This is a genomic window from Sorangium sp. So ce321 (genome assembly GCF_051530195.1).
Classification (GTDB): Bacteria; Myxococcota_A; Polyangia; order Polyangiales; family Polyangiaceae; genus Sorangium.
This window is the reverse complement of the sequence record NZ_CP150329.1, coordinates 5,161,463-5,183,082: the sequence shown is the minus strand read 5'-3', so window position 1 is coordinate 5,183,082 and position 21,620 is coordinate 5,161,463. Positions and strand designations below refer to the sequence as shown.

Here is a 21,620-nt window from a genome sequence, read left to right as displayed (position 1 = left end):
GGTGGGCCTCCGGGCTGCGTGCCTGTGAACTGGGCATTGCCATGCGCCATGCCCGCTGCGTCGATCTGCTCGATGACCTGCACGCCGTGCTCGCCCGAGCTATCGGCAACACGTGGCCGAGACGCGCGTTAAGAAGCGCGCTGCCTCCGACCTTGCAAAAAACCGTGTCAGGCCCCGGCCGGGCGGCCCCATCCTCCTGCGATTGGGGTGGCCCATGCCCCTGCAAAGAACGCCGTCAGGTGGTCTCATGAGGCTGCAAACTGGCACCGCTGCATTTGCCAATCGTGATCCTGGAGGCTGCAGGCGACGAATGGATCTACCAGTTTCTTTTTCCGGAGCGCCGTCGCACCCACGTTCGCGTGGAAGTTCAGGAGACGGCAGAAATCATCCAGACGCTCGGTCATAGGTAGGCGGCCGGCACACTCGGTGATCCGAACCGCCCCGCGATCGGCCGATTGATGTACATCGTCAACAAGCACGAGAAGGACAAACCGAGCCACGAGATCGCCGTGGTCGTACAGAAGAATCTGTTCCAACGGAGCAGACGAGCGAGAGGGCGGGAAGGGCGAGGCTCTTCCGTCGCCTTGTGGACGGGCTCTTCCGCCGATCGGGCTACTCCGCGCGGAGCGCCTCGATAGGGTTGATCCGCGCCGCGCGCCACGCGGGGTAGAAGCCGAACACCACGCCGATCGCCACGGACAGGCCGAGCCCGAGGGCAATCGACCAGATCTCCACGTGGAAGGCCCAGCGGCCCACGAGCTGGGTCAGCAGCTTGGCCAGGAGCCAGGCGAGGCCGAGGCCGGCGAGCACGCCGAGCACTCCGCCGAGGAGGGACACGGCGGCGGCCTGGACGAGGAATTGCGCCAGGATCGCGCGGGGGGAGGCGCCGACGGCCCGGCGGATCCCGATCTCCCTGGTGCGCTCGGTCACGGTGACGAGCATGATGTTCATGATGTTGATGCCGCCCACCACGAGCGCGATGAGGCCTGTGCTCAGGACAAGCAGCTTGATCACGCTCATGATGAGCTTCTCCTGGGTGGCCTCGTCACCATCGAGCTCGAAATTCTTGACGCCCAGGTGACGGCGCAGGAGCGTCCGCCCGATCACCGCTCTGAGCGTCTCGATCGGGGTGCGGATGGCGGAGCTCCGCCGGACGTAGAGGCGATCCACCTCGTGCGCGGGCGAGAATATCGCATCATACGTCGTCTCGGGGATGAGCACCTTCCGATTCCAGACATAGGTGCTGTCCGTGGAGAGCAGCACCGGGTGATCCGCGAGCACGCCGATGACCGTCCAGGCATGGCCATCGACGATGACGTGGGGCGCGCCGGCCTCGGCGGAGATCCCCCCGGACGACGGCGCCGCCGGAGCGAGCGTGGCGCGGCCGCCGAAGAGCTCCCTCCAGACGTCGTGGCCGACGACGCACACGCGCCGGCGATCGGACAGGTCGGCCTCGCCGAGAAAGCGGCCCAGCGAGACCTCCAGGCCGTACAGCGACAGCGCCGCCGGGGCGGCGCTGACGAGGCGGATCCGCGTCTTCTTGCCGCTCGCGTGGGCCTCGGTGCGCCGCGCCGACTCGCTGAGGCCGCCGCCGAGCACGCTGGACGCGGCGAGCGCGCGGGCATCGTCGCGAGAGAGCTCTCGCCGCGTACGCTTCCGGTCCTGGACGCCCACCTCGGCGCGCCGGACCTCGATGAGGTCGGCATCGACGGCGGCCTGGCTCGCCCTGACCAGCGCGTCCTCGCCGCCGCGCAGCAGGGAGGCGAGGAGCACGATCGAGCCCGTGCCGATCACGATGCCGAGCAGCGTCAGCAACGCGCGGACGCGGCCTTCCACCACGAATTGCGCGGAGCGGAGGAGATCGCCGAGCCTCATCGGCGCATCGCCGCGACCGGATCGAGCCGGCCAGCGCGCCGCGCCGGCAGCCAGCCGAAGCCCACGCCCACGCCGAGCGACACCGCCATGGCCGCCGCGACGGCTGCGGTCGAGATCGAGCCGACCCAGGCCGGCAAGAACCCCCGGAGCAGCGGGGCAGCGAGCGCCGCGGCCAGCGCGCCGCCCAGCGTGCCAATCAGACCGCCGGAGCCGGCGAGCAGCACCGCCTCGCAGAGGAACTGCGCGCTGATGTCCCCGGGCGCCGCGCCGAGCGCCTTGCGGATGCCGATCTCGCGCACGCGCTCGGAGATGCTGACGAGCATCATGTTCATCACCCCGAAGCCGCCGATCAGGAGCGCGACGCCGGCGATCAGGCCGACGATCGCCTCGGCGATCGCGAACATTTTTTCGAGCTGGCCCATGATGGCGCTGAAGTCGTAGATGGTGAAATCGTCGACGCCGCGGTGGCGCTCCAGGAGCCGTGCGTTGAGGATGCGCTTCACCGGATCATTGGCGCTGACGTCGGCGGTCTTGGCGACGATCGTCGGCTCGACTCGCCCCCTCCCCTCTACGTCCATCACCGTCTCGAGCGGCGCGATGAGCACGTCCACCCAGTCGAAGCCGAAGTCGACGCCGAACCGGTCGTTGTCGGCGAGCACGCCGATCACCCGGCAGCGCAGCGCGCCGATGGTGACGCTCCGGCCCAGCGGGTCGCCCCGCCAGAGCTTCTCGGCGAGCCTGTGGCCGACGACGCAGACCCTGGCGCGGCCCTGATCCTCCTCCTCCGAGAACGCTCGCCCGCGGCCGACGCGCATCCGGAACGCGTCGAAGAAGCCGCTGTCGCCGGCGACCAGATCGGTGCGGGCCTGCTTGCCCTCCTCCGAGAGGATGTCCTGCATGCCGAGCGAGGCGAACATCACGACCTCGGTGACGTGCGGGACGCCCGCGAAGAGCCGGTCCTTGTCCCGCCGCTCGAAGCCGGCCGGGTACATCCCCTGCTTCCCCTCGGCGCGCTCGGGGACCTTGGGGGCCAGCAGAATCAGCCTGGCGCCGCCTGTCTCCTCGATGCCGCGGCTCAGCGTGGTGATACCGCTCTCGGCGAGCGACGACATGAGGACGATCGCGAACGCACCGATGGTGATGCTGAGGACGGTCAGCAGCGACCGGAGCCTGTGCGCCGAGAGCGCCTTCGCGGCGATCACCAGGTAGCCGCCCCACATCACATCCGCGCCTCGTTCGGGGCCGACGACGCGGGGTCGATGAGGACGCGGCTCCCTTCCTCGAGGCCGCTCACCACCTCGACCGCGTGGTCGCTGCGCGCTCCCGTCGCGACCTCGACCTTCTCGGTAGACAGCTTGCCGCCGGGGGGGCCGACGACGCGGGTGACGAACTTCTTCCCGTTCTCCTCGACGATCGCCTCGATCGGGAGCGAGATGACGTCCGGGTTCTCCTCGATGCGAACGCGCACGTCCGCGGTCATCCCGGGCTTGATCAGCCCGTCCACGGAGGCGAGCTCCGCCTCGATCGGGAAGACGTCGACCTCCCTCCCGTGCGCCCGCACCGACGCGGGCGCGATCTTGGTGATCTTCGCCTCGTACGTCCTGCCCGGGAGGGCGTCGAGCGTCAGCGTCGCGGGCAGGCCGAGACGGACCTTGACGACATCGATCTGGTTCAGCTCGATCGTGACGACCAGGGTCGCGAGGTTCGCCACCGTGAGCAGCGCTTTGCCGTCGAAGGTCGACTCCACACCCGGGGTGACGACCTCGCCGGGCTCGATGTTGCGCTGGATCACGGTCCCGTCGATCGGGGAGGCGATCCTCGTGTACGCCAGGCGGTCCCGCGCCCCGACGAGCGCGACCTGGGCCAGCCGCACCGAGATGTCCTTCGCGACGAGCTCGTGCTTGCTCGTGTCGAGCTCGCTCGCGGCGATGACGTTCCTCGCGACCCCCGCGGTCGTCCGATCCAGGACCGTCTTCGCGAAGGCGACGCCCGCCCTGGCCTGGGCGAGCTCCGCCTCCCCGCGGGCGACCTCGCGCTGGTAGTCCGTCGCGTCGAGCACGAGGAGCAGCTGGCCCTTCTTGACCTGGGCCCCCTCGTCGACGAGCACCTGGGCCACCTGGCCGGCGACCTTGGATTTGAGCTCGACCTTCTCTCGGGCCTCGATCTTCCCGGTCTCGAGGATCTCCAGGGTGAGGTCCCCGCGCCGCGCGGTCACCACCAGCGCGGGGTCGATCGGCGCGGGCCCCGCGAAATTCTGGCGCACGAGCACGGCGGAGGTGGCGACCGCCACCGTGAGCCCCAGGAGCCAGCGCCACGCTCGCCTCGGCCGGACGCTCACGCCGCCGCTCCCTGGGCCGGGGCGCCTGCCCCGGTGTCGGAGAGGATCGCGCCGTCCGTGAAGGTGATGACCCGGCCCGCGTACGCCGCGATGGCCGCGTCGTGGGTGACCATGACGAGCGTCATCCCCTCCGCGTGGAGCTCGCAGAAGAGATCCATGATCTGGCGCGTGGTGGCGGAGTCGAGCGCGCCGGTCGGCTCGTCGGCGAGCAGGAGCAACGGGTCGTTCACGATCGCTCGCGCGATGGCGACGCGCTGCTGCTGCCCGCCCGAGAGCTGGTTCGGCAGGTGACCCGCCCGGCCCGCGAGCCCCACGCGCTCGAGCACCCGCGCGGCGCGCGCCCGGCGCTCGGGCGGGCGGACGCCCGCGTAGATCATGGGGACCTCGACGTTCTGCAGGGCGGTGCTGCGCGGCAGGAGGTTGAACGACTGGAAGACGAACCCGATCTTCCGGTTACGGAGCCGCGCAAGCTCGACCTCATCGAGGCTCCCGACCGGCTCTCCGTCGAGGAGGTACCGCCCTCCGCTCGGCCGATCCAGCGTGCCCATGACGTTGAGGGTCGTCGACTTCCCCGAGCCGGAGGCCCCCATGATGGCGACCATCTCGCCTCGCCGGACCTCCAGAGAGACGCCGCGGAGGGCCTGCACCTCGACCTGGCCCATCCAGTGAACCTTGGTGATCGACTCCAGCCGGATCAGGGGGGAGACGTGGTTCATATTACCTGCATCGTGGGCCGGAGAGCGTCCAGCGGCAGCTCCCCGACACGCACTCGCGGCCCTCGGCGCACAGGGCGCCCGATGATTTCTTGTTCTGACACGCGCCGCTGTTCAGCCCCCACCCGCAGTACTTGCCGGCGCCGCAGTGCGCGTCGGTGACGCACAGGCACGTGCCGGTGAGGACGGTGCAGGGCGCCGAGGAGCAATCGCCGCTGATGCACTCGGCGTCGAATCGGCACTCGCCGCCGGTGACCTGGTGGGCCGGCGCATAGGATTCGCCGCACTGCGTCGGGTACGACGCCTCGCGCTGCTCGCGCGGCACGTACGGAGAGACGCCGCTCGTGTCGATGTCATTCGCCGGGTCTGCCATCCCCGAGCGCGGGCCGTTCGCGCGCTCCCACATGCGGAGGAACGTCTCCGCGGAGCTGCGCAGCGCCGCGGTGCTGGCGCCGAGGTGATCCAGATCGGTCAAGAGGTCCGGGAGCAGGCCGATGTGGGCGAGGCCCTTCTCGTCGAAATCGGTCCCCACGCGGCCCGGGCCGCTCACCTGCTGCGCGCGCGCCTGCGCGTCCGCCTCGGCCTCGAAGGTGGCCGAGCACGCCCCGTTCGGCCCGAACCGCGGGCGGGTCTGCTGGATGAAGCCATTGAGGTCCGCGCCGAACGCCATGGGCACCTTCAGCCCCTGGCGGCCGAACTCATAGGCTTGCGCCAGGGATCGGCTGGAGCCGTGGCAGGTGTTCTCGACGCCCGAGCGCGCGTACGCGCGCGTCTCGTCGTGCGCGGTCCGCAGCCCGAACATGCCGCCCGTGCGCCGGATGGCCTGGATCGCCCAGGCCGGCGTCGTCTTCTCGTCGTCCGCGAGATCGGGGTTCATGACCTCCCGGAAGTGCCCGTGAGAGATGTAGAGCGGGTAGTAGGAGCTCGCCTGCGCGAGCGCATAGGCGTCCGCCACGCCGCGCTCGGAGAGGTGGGCAAGGTCGATCAGCATCCCCTTGCTCATCATCGCCTGGAGCAGCGACCGCCCCTCGGCCGTCAAGCCGCGCGTGTTGCGGCAGTTGCTGTCGACGTCGAAGCCGAGCGTGAACTCGTCGGTCGTGATGCCGCAGTCGAAATCGACGTGGCAGTTCTGCGTGAACTGGGCGAACTGGAAGATCGGGTTGTGCGGCGCCGCGCCGCCGAAGCGGTTGTCGAGCTGGTGGACGGGCTGCAGCGACCTCACGCCCATGGCGTGGAAGCGGTCCAGCTCCGCGAGCGCGTCCCGGCTCCCGAAGAGGTTGCTCGTCTCGATGGAGATGACGATCGCCAGCTTGCCCGCGCTGATGATCTGGCGCGCGTGCGACGGTGACAGCGCCACCTCCACCCAGTCCGCCCGCGCGGCGGCGAAGTCGTTGACCATCCGGATCTGGAGCTCCACGTCCGCCATCTCGTCGCAGGGACGATTCCGGTTGCTGTCCGGCAGGAGGCTGCAGAGAAAATCGTTGCTGACGGCCGACACGACCACGAGGTTCAGCCCGCGGTTGTGGGCGTCTCGCATCCAGCCCTCCCACCCCTGCTGATGGGCGATGGTGTCCCAGCGGGGCCATCCGGAGCCGAGCTCGGGCCGGCCGAGGTGAAGCCCGGTGTCCCCGTCTGTACCGTCGGTCTGCCCGATCAGCTCGGAGCCGACCGCGCCTCCCAGCCAGAACAGCTGGTGCAGCACCGGCACGCCGCTCATGTCGAGGCCGCCGGCGCCGGGGCAGACGTCCAGCAGGCTCGAGAGATCCTGCCGCACGCGGGCGTGATCGCTGGGCGGCAGCCCGCCGTCGCAGTCGTCGAGCGGCCCGGCGTGCGAGCCGTGGAGCCAGCCGCCGCTGAAGGCCTCTTCCGCCATCATGTGATGGTGGAGCTCGGCGAAGCCCGTCACGGGCGTCCCCAGCGCCGCAGGCTCCTGCGCGACCGGCTCTCCGAGGCTGGAAGCGTCGGAGGTGGCCTCGGAGGCCGTGTCGGCGCCGCACCCCTGGGACAGGGCAACAAGAAGGAGAGAAAGGTAGGTAATCTTCAAGCGCTTCATCCTGATGGATCCTTGACGCAAAGGGTTACGCTGCGGAGGACTTCCGTCACCGTACGCAGGTAGCGATTGCGGGTGCAGCATACATCATCTGCCAGTTGATGCCACCCAATCCAGGCATCTTTGATTGACCTCCGGTGTCGACGGTGGACACATCGCGGCGGCGCCAGCGGTGCAGATCACGATGGTTCATGGATCAAGGCCACTCTTCGCTCCGCTCCTCTCTTCCCCTCGCGTCGCTTACGCCCTCGCGGCCTCGCCGCGCGTCATCTCCGTCGGAGCCGACGACCGGCTGGCGCGCTGGGTCGGCCTGAAGCCGGCCATCCGCGAGCTTCAGGACGCGGTCGGCCACGTCGAAGTAGCGGTCATCGTGCGAGATGGCGATGACCGTCTTTCCCTTCGCCTTGAGCTCGGGCAGGAGGTGACGGTAAAATACGTGCTTGAACTCCGGATCCTGGTCCGAGGCCCACTCGTCGAAGAGATAGACCGGTCGGTCCTCGAGGTACGCGACCAGCAGCGCCAGGCGCTTGCGCTGGCCGCTCGAGAGGCTGGTGGTGGAGAGGGCGCCATGCACCACCTCCACCTTGTGATCGAGCTCCAGCTTCTCCAGGTAGGAGAGCGCCCGGCTGTCCAGCTCCGCGACGGGCAGCCCGAGGATCTGCTCGAAGACGTGAAAGTCGCTGAAGATCGCCGAGAAATACTGCCGGAAGCGCTCTCGGTCCCTGTCCGTGACGGGCTCGCCGTTGAGCAGGAGATCGCCCCCTGCAGGGACGTAGAGCCCCGCGATCAGCTTGCCCAGCGTGGTCTTGCCGCTGCCGTTGCCTCCCGTGATGAACACGAGCTCCCCGGCGCGGATCGTCAGGTCGATGGGGCCCATGACGAACTGACGCTCTTCCCGCTCGCGGTAATAGACGTGCGTCAGCCCGCGCAGGCGGATCTCGCGCAGCGGCGGCAGGCCTCCGCGGTCCGGCTCCGCGGACCCGGGCTCCAGCAGGCTGACGCCGTGCCTCGTCGCGTCCATCTCGAGCCCGAGCTGACGCACCTTGACGAAGGCGACGTCGGCGGCGCGGAAGCGCGGCAAGGACATCATGAGCTGATCGAGCGGCGCCACGAGGTAGAGCATGACCAGGGCGAAGCCGGTGATCACCTTGGCGTCGAGCGCCTCGTACCTCGGCATGAGGTAGATCAGGATCGCCACGAAAAGGAAGAACAGCATCTGCGACCAGTGGGTCAGCACCGCATAGACGACGCGGTGCCCGTGGGCCGCCGACCGCACGCGCCCCGCGGTCTCGCACAGCACCTCCTCGAAGAAGGCGCGCCGCCGCGCGTGGTGCAGCTTGAGCTCCTTGGCGCCCTGGCTCATGGCGTCGAACTGGCAGATCATCCGGTCGTACTCGTGGCGATACACCTCCATCTTCCTTATCGCCCACCGCTCCGGGACGAGGTAGGAAGCCAGCGAGAGCACGAGGAACCCGAACAGCACCGCGAGCATCACCGGCGAGAGGAAGCCCAGGTACACGAGGCAGCCGACGGTGACGGCCGCGTTCACGAAGAGGGTGGGTATCCGCAGCAGGGCGGTCGTGACCGTCTGGATATCCTGGGTGAAGGTGGCCGTGAGGCGCGACCTGCCGACCTTCTCCACCTCCGCCACCGGCAGCCGCATGATCTGGGCGCACATGTTGATGCGCAGGCGGTAGGTGATCTGCTCCGAGAGGAAGACGAGGATGAGCTCCGACAGGAGCCCGGCCGCGAAGGCCATGGCGGTCACGCCCAGGTAGAACCACGGCGAGCCGACGCCGCCCGCGGCCATCGCGGTCAGATTGCCATTGACCATGGCGACCAGCTTCGCGTTCGCGCCGCCGCCGGCCAGACCGACCAGGGCCGCCAGCGCCACGATCGCTCGATGCTCTCGGAGAAGGAACAGGACGAAGGTCATGGCCGGATCTCACCCCTCGCCCCCCGAGCGCCGCGCCCGCCGCCGGCGCGCTCCGGGGCACACACGCTCCGCGCGGCGCGCGCTGCCCGGCTCAACCCAGAGCCTCGCGGACGCTGGCGGCGATCCCGTCGGCGTACGGCGGATCCATGAGCTGGTGGTGCTTGCCCGGCACGTCGAAGGCCCGGACGTGCCCTCTCGTCGAGCGCTGCCAGCCCTGCGCGATGTCGGGCGGCGCGTCGGCCGCCTTGAACAGGAGGACGTCGCCGTCGTAGAGAGCGCGCGTGTCGGCCGCCGACGAGGCGGGGCGATAGCCGTCGAGCGCCCTGGCGCCGGCCGCGAACACCTCGAAGTAGCGCGCCAGGAGGCGTCGCTCGGCGCTGGCCGGCAGGACGCCGGCGGCCTTGCCCTTCACCACCACGGCGTCCAGCATCCTGTCCAGCGTCCAGTCGGCGCCGCGCGAGAGGCCCAGATCCTCGGGCGAGAGCTCCAGGTTGCCGATGAAGCCGAGCATCACCTGCATGTCGGTCCTGCGCTCGGCCCTCGGGTGGAGCGGCATCGTGGCGTCCACCACGACGAGGGGCGCCACCTCCCTGCCCCGCGCACGCAGCTGCCGCCCCAGCTCGAACGCCACGACGCCGCCCATCGACCACCCGCCGACGTGGACCGGCCCCGCGGGATAGGTCGCTTCCAGCGCATCCGCGTACACGCGCGCCATGGCGTCCACGCTCCGGAGCGGCGCCGTCCCCTCTTCCAGGCCGGGCGCGTGGAAGGCGAAGACCGGCTGATCCGGGCCGAGCGCGCGCGCGAGCCCCGCGTAGCAGAAGGCGGTGCCGCCGATCGGGTGCACCAGGAACAAGGGCGGCTTGCCGGTGCCCGGCTTGATCTCCACGAGCGGAGAGCGGCCCGCGACGCCGTCGCCGCCGGCCCCTCCGCGGAGCAGCAGCCCCGCCAGCTCCTCGACCGTGGGGTGGCGAAAGACCGCGGTGAGCGGCAGCTCCTGCCCGGACACGGCGTTGAGCCGGCCGATCAGCGCGACGGCCATCAGCGAGTGGCCGCCCAGCTCGAAGAAGCTGTCCTTGACCCCGAGCGATGGGACATGCAGCAGCTCGGCCATGACCCGCCAGACCTGCCACTCCAGAGGGGTGCGCGGGTGGACGAAGCGGCGGCCGGAGCCCTCCGCCGGCGCCGGGAGCGCCTTGCGGTCGACCTTGCGGCTCGAGCTCAGCGGCAGCGCCTCGAGCGCCGTGAAGGAGCTCGGCACCATGTACTCGGGGAGCTGGGCGCGCAGGGACTCCCGCAGCGCCGCCCCCGCCGGCGCGGCCTGCGGATCCGCGGGCACCACGTAGGCGGCCAGCCGCTCCTGCCGCACCACGACGACGGCCTCCCGGATGCCCTCGTGCGCGCGCAGGGCCGCCTCGATCTCACCGAGCTCGATGCGGAGCCCCCGGAGCTTGACCTGCGTGTCGATGCGCCCGAGGAACTCGATCGTCCCGTCGGGACGATACCGGGCTCGATCGCCGGTGCGGTAGAGCCGCGCCCCGGGCCGTCCGGAGAAGGGATCGGGCAGGAAGCGCTCCGCGGTCAGGGCAGGCCGCTCGAGGTAGCCGCGCGCGAGCTGCACGCCGCCGATGTAGAGCTCGCCGGGCACGCCCACCGGCGCTGGCCGCAGCCTCGCGTCGAGGATGTGGAGCGTCGTGTTGGCGATGGGACCGCCGAGGAAGACGGCCCCGGTCGAGCCGGCGCAGTCGGCCCCGACGCGCAGGCAGGAGACCCACACGGTGGCCTCGGTGGGGCCGTAAAGGTTCGAGACGGAAGCGCTGCGCTCGCGCAGGGCAGCGGCGAGATCGGCGGGCAGGGCCTCGCCGCCGCAGAGGATGCGCAGCCCCTCCCTGCCCTTCCAGCCGGCGTCTACCAGCATGCGGAAGGTCGCCGGCGTGGCCTGCAGGACCGTCACGCCGTGCTTCTCCACGAGGCGCGCCAGCGCGCCCGGATCGGAGGCGTCCTGGGTCCGGGCCAGCACGACGCGCGCCCCGCTGATCAAGGGCAAGTAGATCTCCAGGGCGGAGATGTCGAAGGTCATGGCCGTCACGGCGAGGAGGCTGTCCCGCTCGGTCAGCCTGCATTCGCGCGACATGCTCCAGAGGAAGTTCGTCAGGGCCTCATGCGGGATCATGACGCCCTTGGGCTCGCCCGTGGAGCCCGAGGTGTAGAGGACGTACGCCAGGTGAGCGGGCGTCGCGAGGGGCGCCGGGGCTTCCGCCGGCTCGCGCGCGATCGCGGGCCACTCGGAGTCCAGGCAGACGACGCGCGCCTCCGGGGCTGCCTGCCGCGCCACCGCGGCCCACCGGGACGTCGTGAGCAGGACGGGCGAGCGCGCGTCGCGCAGGGCGAAGGCGAGGCGCTTCGGGGGGTGCGCGGGGTCGAGCGGCAGGTAAGCCCCGCCCGCCTTGAGGATGCCGAGGAGCGCCACGATGAGGTCCACCGAGCGGTCCTCGAGGACGGCCACCGTGTCCGCTCGGACGCCGAGGCGGCGCAGGTGGTGGGCCAGCTGGCTCGCGCGTGCGTCGAGCTCGGCGTACGTCACGCGCTCGTCCCCGAAGACGAGCGCGACGCGCTCCGGGGTGCGCGCGGCCTGCGCCGCCACGAGCTCGTGCACGCAGGGCATGGGCCGCGGGCCGGCCCCGGGGAGGGCCTCGGCCAGGAGGTCGGCCTCCGTGCTGTTCCAGGCGCGCATCTGCGCGCGCTCGGCCTCGTCGCGCAGGTCCAGATCGTGGACGGGCGCGTCGGGCGCGGCGACGAGGGCGGCGAGGAGGTTCTGGAAATGCATCGCCAGCCGCGCGATGGTCGCCTCGTCGAAGAGCGCGGTCCTGTACTCGAACGAGAGGGCGAGCGGCGCGCCCGGCCGGTGCGCGACGGCGAGGGTCAGGTCGAACTTGGCGACGTTCACGTCGAAGTCGAGGTCGCCGCCGCCGCCGTCCGCGCCAGCCACCGAGGGCAGGTCGAGGTAGGTGAGGCAGACCTGGAAGAGCGGCGAGCGGCTCGTGTCGCGCTCGGGCGAGAGCTCCTCGACCAGCTTCTCGAACGGGATGTCCTGGTGCGTGTAGGCGCCGAGGGCGACCTCCCTCACGCGCGCGAGCAGCCCGGCGAAGGAGGGAGCGCCGGACAGGTCGCAGCGCATGACGAGCGTGTTGATGAAGAAGCCGATCATGCGCTCGGTGTGGCGCTGGCTGCGGCCGGAGACGGGCGTGCCGACGGCGATGTCCTCCTGGGCGGATATGCGCGAGAGGAAGGCCGAATAGGCGGCGAGCACGGCCATGAAGACCGTGGCGTCATGCTCGCGGGCCAGCCGGCGCAACGCGTCGCTCACGCCGTGATCGAGGCGGAAACGGTACCTCCCGCCCGCGAAGGTCTCCACCGGCGGGCGCGGGCGGTCGAGCGGGAGATCGATGGGGCCGAGGTCGCGCAGGCGCTCCTTCCAGTACGCGAGCTGGCGCGCGATGGCGTCGCCCGCGAGCGACCTTCGCTGCCACACCGCATAATCGGCGTACTGGAGGCCGAGCTCCGGCAGCGGCGACGGCTGTCCGGCGCTGAAGGCCTCGTGGAGGCCGAGGACCTCGCCCCACAGGATGTCGAGCGAAGGAGCGTCGGTGATGATGTGGTGCATGTTGAAGAGCAGCACATGATCCCGCGCGGAGAGGCGGAGCAGCCGGAAGCGGACGAGCGGGCCAGCGGCCAGATCGAACCCGAGGGACGCCTCCCGCTCGGCCCTGCGGCGCGCCTCGGCCTCGGCCTCCGCGGGGCCGAGGTGAGACAGGTCCTCGACCGGCAGCTCGAAAGGAACGAACGGCTCGATGACCTGGACGGGGCGAGCGTCGGTCTCGGGGAAGCGGGTGCGCAGGGGCTCGTGGCGGCGCACGAGCTCGTTGAGGGCGCGCGCGAGGGCCGCCACGTGGAGCTCGTCGGCGATGCGCACCGCGTGCGGCGTGTTGTAGGCGGCCGACCCCGGGTTCATGCGGTCGAGGAGCCAGAGCCGACCCTGAGCGAAGGAGAGCGGGAGCTCCTGGTCGCGCGGGGCGGGCTCGATGGGCGGCAGATCGTCGAGCCCGCCCTCGCGCAGGCGCTCTGCGGCGGCCCGCGCGAGGCGGCGCGGCGTGGTGTGGTCGAAGATCGTGCGCAGCTCCAGGCCGGCGCCGAGGGCGCTCGAGAGGCGTGACATGAGCTGGATGGCCGCGAGCGAGTGGCCGCCGAGCTCCGCGAAGAAGTCCTGGTCGAGGCCGACGTGGCTCGCGCCGAGCAGGTCGGCCATCACGGAGACCACGATGCCCTCGACGGGGCTGAGCCCCGCCTCGCGGCGCGCGTCGACCGCGCCCTGCGCCTCGGCGCGCAGCGCGGCGAGATCCACCTTCTTGTTGATGGTGAGCGGGATCTCGGCGATGAGCCGGACGACCGAGGGCACCATGTACTCCGGCAGGCGGGCAGCGAGGAAGTCGCGCAGCGCGCGGGCGGAGACGGCATCGCCGGCGTGCGGCACGACCCAGGCGACGAGCCGCTCGGCGGCCTGCCCGCGCCCAGGCTGGGCCGCCACGACGCACTGCCGCACGCCGGGGTGCCCGGCCAGCACCGCCTCGATCTCGCCGAGCTCGATCCGGTGGCCGCGGATCTTGATCTGGAAGTCGGCGCGCCCGAGGAAGGCGATGTCGCCGCGGGCAGTGGCGCGCGCCAGATCCCCTGTGCGGTACATGCGCGCGCCCGGGAGCTCGGCGAAGGGGTCCGGCAGGAAGCGCTCGGCGGTCAGCGCGGGGCGGCCGAGGTAGCCGCGCGAGACGCCGGCCCCGCCGATGAAGATCTCCCCGACGATGCCGGGCGGCACGGGCCGCAGCGCCTCGTCGAGCAGGTAGACGCGCACGTTGAGGAGCGATCGGCCGATGACGGGGAGCGCGTCGCCGTCACGCAGGCTGTGGGCGGTGGCGTTGACGGTGCACTCCGTGGGGCCGTACAGGTTATGAAAGCGGGTGTCCCGCGACGACAGCAGGGCTTGCCAGAGCGAGGGCGAGATGGCCTCGCCCCCGAGGAGCACGTGGCGCGGGGCGCGCTCGGGCCTCTCGAGGAGGCCTGCGTCGAGCAGGAGGTGCAAGAGCGAGGGGGTCGCGTCCAGCACGTCGATGCCGTGCTCGGCCACCCACCGCACGAAGCGCGCGGCGTCGCGCCGCACGTCCTCGGGCACGGGGTAGAGGCAGTTGCCGTCGAGCAGCGTGAGGAGCTGCTTGACGGAGGAGTCGAAGACCACCGGCGCGTTGACGCTCACGCGCAAGGGCGCGCCGCCCATCCTGTCGTAGAGGGCCGCGCGGAGGGCGGCGCGCAGGTTCACCGCGTTGCGGTGCGTGACCATGACCCCCTTCGGTCGCCCCGTGGAGCCGGACGTGTAGAGCACGTACGCGAGGTGGTCCGGGCCGGCGACCGGCTCGGGGGGTGAAGCGGGAGCGCCGAGGTGAAACGGGGCCTCGCCGTCGAGCAGCAGCACGTCGGGGCCGGAGGCGGGCAAGCGCGGGGCGGTGGCGCCCTGGGCCAGCACGACCGGCGGGGACGCATCCTCCAGCAGCATGGCGATGCGCTTCTCGGGGTAGCCGGGGTCGAGCGGCAGGTAGGCGCCGCCAGCCTTGAGGATGCCCAGGATGCCGGCGATCAGCGCGCACGAGCGCTCGACGCAGAGGCCCACGGGTCGATCGGCGCGCACGCCCCGCGCGCGCAGCGCGTGGGCGATGCGGTTGGAGAGGACATCGAGCTCCGCGAAGGTGAGCGTGGCGCCGCCGGCCGAGACCGCGGGCGCCTCGGGCGTGCGCTCGACCTGGGCGCGGAAGAGGGAGGGCAGCGTGGCGCCCGGGTCGACCGGCGCTGCCTCGCCGAGCGACGCTCGCGCGACCCGCTGCGCCTCCGCGTCCTCGAGGAGCGGGATGGAGCAGAGCGGCCGCTCCGGGTCCGCCGCCAGGGCGGAGAGGAGGCGCTCGAAGTGAGCGGCCATGCGCTCGATGGTCTCTTCGCAGAAGAGGTCGGCGTCATAGCGGAACGTCCCGGCCACGGCCGCGCCGGCGTTGTGGATGGTGAGGCTCAGCTCGAAGCGCGCCGTCTCTTGCTCCTCCCCGTCGTGGAAGCCATCGATCGTCACGTCCTTGAGCGCGAGATCGCCGGCGACCAGGTGCGCCCCCACGAGGAGCGAGTCCTCGATATGGAAGTTGGTCTGGAAGAGCGGCGAGTGGCTCATGTCGCGCGTCAGCTCGAGCTTCTCGACGAGCTTCTCGAAGGGCAGGTCCTGGTGCGCGTAGGCCTGCAACAAGGTCTCTCGGGTGCGCGCGACCAGGTCGCTGAAGGAGGGAGCGCCGGAGAGGTCGAACCGGATGGCCAGGACGTTGATGAAGAAGCCGATGAGGCCCTCGGTCTCGCGGTGGCTCCGGCCGGCGATGGGGATGCCGACGCAGAAATCGTCCTGCCGGGCGTAGCGGTGGAGCAGCGCGGCGAACGCGGCGAAGAAGAGCATGAAGGGGGTGATGTTGCGGCGCTCGCCCATGGCGCGCAGGGCGGCGGACAGCTCCGGCGAGAGGTGGAACCGGAGGACCTTGCCGTGGTACGAGCGGCGGGTGGTGCGCGGCGCGTCGAGCGGCAGGTTCAGGACGGGCGGGACGCCCCGCAGCGCCTCGGTCCAGTAGGCGAGCTGGCGAGCCAGCTCGCTGCCCTCGCCCCCGAGCCACTCTCGCTGCCAGGCGGCGAAATCGGCGTACTGCACGGGCAGCGGGGGCAAGCAGGGCGCCCTGCCCTCGACGAGGGCGTCATAGACGGCGTTCACCTCGCGCGCCAGGATGCGCAGCGACCATTCGTCGTTGACGATGTGATGCGTGGTGAAGAGCACCACGTGATCCTCGGGCCCGAAGCGCAGCGCCTTGGCGCGGAAGAGCGGCCCGGAGGCGAGATCGAACGGGGCGCTCGCGTCCTCCCGGCGCAGCGCGTGGGCCCGCACGAGGCGCTCGTCTTCGGGCAGGGAGGAGAGATCCACGATCTCGAGGTAGCTCGCGGCGGGAGGATCGATGATCTGATAGGCGGCGTCCGGCGCGGCGCCGCCGAGCGCCTCGAGATCGTGCGCGCCCAGCTGGCCGGCGGCGACGAAGCGGGTGCGCAGCCCCTCGTGCCGCGCCACGATCGCGGCGAGGGTGCGGTCGAAGACGTCGAGATCGAACGGACCGCTGGCGCGGAACGCGAGCGGGTTATTGTACATGGTCGCGTCGGGCTCGAGCTGGTGAATGAACCAGAGCCGCTGCTGGCCGAAGGACAGAGGCATCGGCCGGCCGCGCGGGAGGACGACGATCGGCGGGGCCTGCGGCGCGGGGGCGGTCCCGGCGCGCGCCTCGATCTCCCTGGCGAGCATCTCGACCGTGGGCGCCTCGAAGAGCAGGCGCAGGGGGAGATCGACGTCGAAGGCCTTGCGCACGCGCGACATGAGCTGGGTGGCGAGGAGCGAGTGGCCGCCCAGGCGGAAGAAGTTGTCGTCGACGCCGATGTGAGGGGCGCCGAGCACCTCGATCCACAGATCGAGGAGCGCCGCTTCATGGCGCGTGCGCGGCGGCTTGCGATCCCGGGTCCCCAGATCGGGCGCGGGCAGGGCGCGCCGATCCACCTTGCCGTGGCGGTTGAGCGGCAGGGCGTCCAGGAAGACGACGGCGGAGGGGATCATGTACTCGGGCAGGTAGGCCTCGAGGTGCTGGCGGATCTCGGCGTCGGACAGCTCGGCGCCGCGGGCGCTCTCCACAGGCACGATCGCGGCGAGCCCCGCGTTGCGCTCGCGCAGGCCAAGGCGGCTCGCGTAGACGTTGTAGCGGTCCGTGCCGGCGAGCAGCTCGTCCTGCTCGGCGGCCACCTCCAGGCCGTGGCGCTCCAGGAGGGCCGATATCTCGCGGACGCGGTCCTTGCTCTCCTCCCCCGCCGCCTGGTGGACCTCCATCACGACCTGGTCGATCTTCTGCCAGTCTTCCTCGCTGAGCCCGCGGAGGACGTCGAGCTCCGCGCGCTGGACATCGACCTTGAGGACGTCGATGTGCTGTATGCCCTCCTCGCGGATGACGTCCGTGAGCCGGCGCAGGCGGCAGGTGTGGCTCTCGGCCTCGAAGCGGAAGCGCAGGAGATCGTCCGCCTCGCGCAGGAGCTCGCGCGCCCCCTCCGAGCCCGCGTCGGCCTCCTTCTCCAGATAGCGCTTCACCACCTCCACCTCGTCGCTCGGCCGCGCGTACTCGCTGACGCCCGACATCATGGAGTAGCGCGGGTAGTACGAGAACGTGACGCTGGTCTCCTCGCGGCTGAGCCCGATGGGGAAGAGCTTCACGTTCGCGCCGTGAGGACGCATGTTGAGCGAGAGGGACTCGAAGATGGGAGGCAGCGGCTCGAAGGCGTAGATGCGCGGGCTCCGGCAGTGCTGCAGCGCGTAGAGCGAGTACATGCCGATGTTGGCCCCCACGTCGAGGACGACGGCGTTGTCTGGGAAGCGAATACCGTAGAAAGAGTAGGTCTTCTTGTTGAAGATCTCGTCGTACAGGTAGTCGGTCTCGTTCCGGTTTTGATGAAACACGGCGAGCCCGTTGGGCAGCCGGTGCCGCTCCTTCCCCTGGGCCTCGGCCGGCTCGGCGAGCGCGGGTCCCTGCCTCTCGGGGACGACGTAGGCCACGAGCTGCTGATCGCCGGGGCGGTCCTCGCGCAGGAGCACCACGCTCTCCCTGACGCCGGGATGGCTGGAGAGCGCGGCATCGATCTCGCCGAGCTCGATGCGCAGGCCGCGCAGCTTCACCTGGAAGTCGGCGCGCCCCAGGAACTCGATGGAACCTCCGGGGAGGAAGCGCGCCAGATCGCCGGTGCGATAGAGGCGGGCGCCCGGACGGCCGCTGTAGGGATCGGAAACGAAGCTCCTGGCCGTCTTTCCGGGGTCGCGGAAATAGCAGGTGGCGACGCCCGCGCCCCCGACGAGGAGCTCGCCGGTGAAGCCGGGCGGCACCGGGTTGCCGTGCCGGTCGTGGAGGACCACCCAGGCGTTCGGGATGGGCCGGCCGATGACGGGCAGAGACCGGCCCGGCGCGCCCTCCGCCTGCTCGACGACGGGCGTCCAGGTGGCGTTGACGGTGCACTCGGTGGGCCCGTACAGGTTGAAGAACCCGCGGCCGGTCTCCCGGCTCAGATCGATGAGCTTCTGCCACAGCCGGGCGTCGATGGCCTCGCCGCCGAGCAGGACGCGCTCGAGCCCCTCGGGCAGCCCGGCCTCCATCAGGATCTTGATCTGCGACGGCGTGCAGTCGAGCACCTGGCAGCGGTGCGACTCGAGGTAGGCCCGGAGCCGCTCGCCGTCGGCGCGCACCTCCTCGGGGATGCCGATCAAGGTGTCGCCGAAGAGCAGGCGAGTCCATTGCTTGACCGAGGAGTCGAAGGTGAGGTTCGCGTTGAGGCTGCACCGGCGGGCGACGGCGGGGCTACCGTGGATGTCGGCCTGGAGGGCGCGCGCCAGGTTGAGCACGGCGTCGTGGCGGACGACCACGCCTTTCGGCGTCCCCGTGGAGCCCGAGGTGAAGAGCACGTAGGCGGGCGACGCAGGCTCCACCGCGACGCCAGGATCGCTGTCGTCCAGCGCGTCGAGACCGACGCCGTCGAGCAGCACGGCGTCGCGGTACGCCTCGGGCAGGGCGTGGTGGAGGCTCTCGCGGGTGACGATCACGACGGGGCTCACCTCGTCGAGGATGGCGGCCATGCGGCGCGGAGGCTGGGCGGGATCGAGCGGAAGGAAGGCGGCGCCGGCCTTGAGGATCCCGAGGAGCCCGGCGAGCACGTCGGGCCCGCGCGAGAGGAACAGCGGCACCGGCGCGCCGGGGGTGACGCCGCGGAGGAGCAAGGCCCTGGCCACGCGGTTGGCGTGGCGCTCGAGCGCGCCATACGTCACCGCGTGCTGCTCGTAGACATAGGCCGCGCGATCGGGCCAGCGCGCGGCAGACGCGACGAACGCGGCGGCGATGCTGGGAAAAGGCAGGCTGGAGGCGTCCAGCGCGCGGCCGCGGCCGAGCTCGCGGAAGAGCCGCTGCCCCTCGTCGTCGTCCACGAGGCGGAGCTCGCGCAGGGGTCGCCCGGAGCGGGCGGCGAGATCAAGGCAGAGCGTCTCGATGGCGCGGGCGAAGACGACCGCCATGCCGTCGTCGACCCGACCGGCATCGTAGAAGACGCGACACGCGTACGCCGCGGTGCCGCCGCCAGGGTCGGCCTGGCGCTCCACGACGAGCTTGAGCCTGAAGCGAGAGGTCAAGCAGACGCGCGTGAGCGGGGAGACGCGGAGACCGCCGCTCGAGCGGGCAACGAGGGCCTCGCCGTACTCGTAGGCCAGCGCCATCTGATCGGCCGAGGCCGGAGAGCTCTCTCGCGGATAGAACAGCTGATACGCCTCCACGTCCTTCAGGTGGAACGCCACCTTCTCGAGCAGGCGCGCGGCGCTCTCGCCGTCGTCCAGCTCGATCCGGAACGGCGCGCCGGTCGTGAACAGGCCCACGGCGTCGTCGAGCTCCGCGAACCGGCGCCCGTCGAAGCAGACGCGGGTCAGCACGTCGGGGCGGTCGCTGGCGCGGGAGAGGAAGAGCAGCCAGGCGGCCAGGAAGTACGTATCGGCGTCGAGGCCCCGGTCCGCGAGGAGCGCGTCGATGCGCGCGGCAGCTCCCCTGTCCAGGGCGAAGCCCGTGCTGCGCGGCGTGAAGGCGCCGCTCGTGCCGTCGCCCGGCTCCCGCTCGAGCGGCAAGCGCAGCGTGGGGAGCTCCCCGTCGATGTACTTCTGCCAGAAGGCCTTGGCCCTGTCGGCGTCCTCCTCCTCGTCCAGCTCGTTCTGCCACTCGGAGAACTGGACGTACTGGATCGGGCCCTCTTCCTCCGCTCCGTCTGCCTCCTCTGCCTCGTCTGCTTCTTCCCGCGCCTCGCGGCCGCGCGCGCTCTCGACGCAGTCGTCCGGCTCGGCCGCGGGCTCCTGGGGGGCGCCGCTCGCGTAGAGGTCGCAGATCGCCCGCGCCAGGTTGTTCAGCGAGCGGGCGTCCATGCACAGCGACGGGGCCGTGAGCACGAGGAGGTGCCGCGCGCCGGGCAGCGCCTTGAGCGACGCACGCAGGGGAGCGCCGCCCGCGAGATCGAAGGGACGCTGGCGCGCCTCGTCCAGCGCGGCGGCGACGTCCGGCGCCTCGCAGCCCGCGGCGTCGCTGGACGAGAGATCGAAGAGCGCGTCCTCGGCGATGACCTGGAGCGGGACACCCATGCTCGTCAGGCGCTGGAACCGGGTGCGCAGGATCTCGTGGCGCGCGACCACGGCCTCGAGCGCGCGGGCCAGCCGCTCGACGTCCAGCGGGCCTTCCAGCAGGAGGGCGCCTTGCGCCACGAGGCTTTGCTCCACCCCGGAGTCAAAGATCTCTCGTTGCTGGGGTGACAGTCGGAACCCTTCAATGACCCGCTCTTCCATTGCTGCTCCTTCGACAAGGCTGCGCCTGGGACCTTCCGTCGCCGCCAGGCGTTCGGCTGCTAGCTCGACACGCGTGTCGCTCGGCTCCCGGCGCCGCTTTTACGGCCAGCCGGCGCCGGGCGCTCAGCGGAAATCCGGGTTCGTGTAGAGCTCGGCCATGGCCACGTAGATCTTGCGATGTCCCTTGAACGGCGATCGGCCGTGAGAGGTGAGGAAGTTGTCGAGGAGCAGCACGTCACCCTTCTGCCACGAAAAGTAGATGGCCGACTCGCGGTAGAGTTCCCGGATCGCCTGCGCCACCTCGTCCTCGATGGGCGACCCGTCGCCGTAGAAGGCGTTGCGGGGCAGCTCATCCTCCTTGAACTCCCGTCGAAGCGCGGCGCGCACGGGGGCGGGCATGTTGGAGCTGTGGAACATGTGGGCGTGGTTGAACCACACGGTGTCGCCGGTCTTCGGGTGGGTGGCGGTCACCTGCCGGCGCATGCGCGTGCGGAGCTGATCCTGACCACGCCACTCGTACTCGGTCCTCGTGCTCGCGAGGTAGGCTTCGACGTCCTGCTTGCTCCGGGTCTGGAAGACCTCCCACCACGGCATGTCGGCGCCCTGCCCGTAATTGCGCACGTACATGACGCCCTTCTCCAGGAACTTCTCCTTGATGGCCTGGGGGAGCTTGGCGAAGATCTCCAGATCGTCGGCCACGGGCGTATAGCCCTCTTCCTCGGCGGGGACGTCGCAGTAGAAGTAGAGCTTGGTCGGCCAGTTGTGCGAGTAGGACATCTCGTGGTGCAGCGGGATCCACTGATCGGCCGGGTACTCCGTGGAGGTGAACACCTTGCCGGCGACCTGGCTGCGCGGCGCGGCCCGCTCCACGTAGTCGAGCAGGTCGGGCGATATAGCGGCGGCGACCTCCTGAAAGGCGGCCGCGTCGGGCAGCGCGAAGCCGCGGAAGAGGAGGCCGCCGTGCCGGAGCAGGTGCTCCTCTACCCAGGAGCGGTTGTCCCTGGCCCAGGCGGCGAGGTCGATCGTGTCCGCGCTGGGCTCCACGAGCAGGAGGCGCCTCCCCTCCTGCAAGGGGCGCGACTTCACCAGGGAAGCCTGGCTGAGGCGAATGCTCTGGCGCTTGACGTCGTTCAAGCTCTTCAATCTGGGCGATCCGGCTTTCATGGCGTTTCCTTCGTGACGTGGGGCATCGGCGGTGCAAG

8 protein-coding genes are annotated in these 21,620 nt (G+C 70.9%); all 8 read right to left on the bottom strand.

Translation table 11 applies throughout. The features are described 5' to 3' along the window. Positions 1-612: 612 nt before the first annotated feature. The 8 genes from WME89_RS19405 to WME89_RS19370 all read right to left on the bottom strand — a co-directional run bounded on the left by WME89_RS19405 (position 613) and on the right by WME89_RS19370 (position 21,582). The gene (locus WME89_RS19405) at positions 613-1,875 is read right to left on the bottom strand and encodes an ABC transporter permease (RefSeq protein WP_438010601.1); all 1,263 of its coding nucleotides are present in this window, start codon (positions 1,873-1,875) and stop codon (positions 613-615) included. Next, positions 1,872-3,095, bottom strand: coding sequence for an ABC transporter permease (locus WME89_RS19400; RefSeq protein WP_438010600.1), 1,224 nt, complete (start codon positions 3,093-3,095; stop codon positions 1,872-1,874). Before WME89_RS19400 ends, WME89_RS19405 begins: the two co-directional genes overlap by 4 nt. Then, the gene (locus WME89_RS19395) at positions 3,095-4,213 is read right to left on the bottom strand and encodes an efflux RND transporter periplasmic adaptor subunit (RefSeq protein ID WP_438010599.1); all 1,119 of its coding nucleotides are present in this window, start codon (positions 4,211-4,213) and stop codon (positions 3,095-3,097) included. Before WME89_RS19395 ends, WME89_RS19400 begins: the two co-directional genes overlap by 1 nt. After that, a complete protein-coding gene (locus WME89_RS19390; RefSeq protein WP_438010598.1) occupies positions 4,210-4,929 on the bottom strand; it encodes an ABC transporter ATP-binding protein in 720 nt (239 codons plus the stop codon). The genes WME89_RS19395 and WME89_RS19390 overlap by 4 nt, the downstream gene beginning before the upstream one ends. Position 4,930: 1 nt before the next feature. Then, positions 4,931-6,979, bottom strand: coding sequence for a membrane dipeptidase (locus WME89_RS19385; RefSeq protein WP_438010597.1), 2,049 nt, complete (start codon positions 6,977-6,979; stop codon positions 4,931-4,933). Positions 6,980-7,172: 193 nt separating this feature from the next. Then, the gene (locus WME89_RS19380; protein ID WP_438010596.1) at positions 7,173-8,912 is read right to left on the bottom strand and encodes a cyclic peptide export ABC transporter; all 1,740 of its coding nucleotides are present in this window, start codon (positions 8,910-8,912) and stop codon (positions 7,173-7,175) included. 91 nt (positions 8,913-9,003) lie between these two features. After that, the gene (locus tag WME89_RS19375) at positions 9,004-20,337 is read right to left on the bottom strand and encodes an amino acid adenylation domain-containing protein (protein WP_438010595.1); all 11,334 of its coding nucleotides are present in this window, start codon (positions 20,335-20,337) and stop codon (positions 9,004-9,006) included. A 204-nt stretch (positions 20,338-20,541) separates the two neighbouring features. Further along, positions 20,542-21,582, bottom strand: a complete 1,041-nt coding sequence (locus tag WME89_RS19370; RefSeq protein ID WP_438010594.1) for a TauD/TfdA family dioxygenase — start codon at positions 21,580-21,582, stop codon at positions 20,542-20,544. Positions 21,583-21,620: the final 38 nt, after the last annotated feature.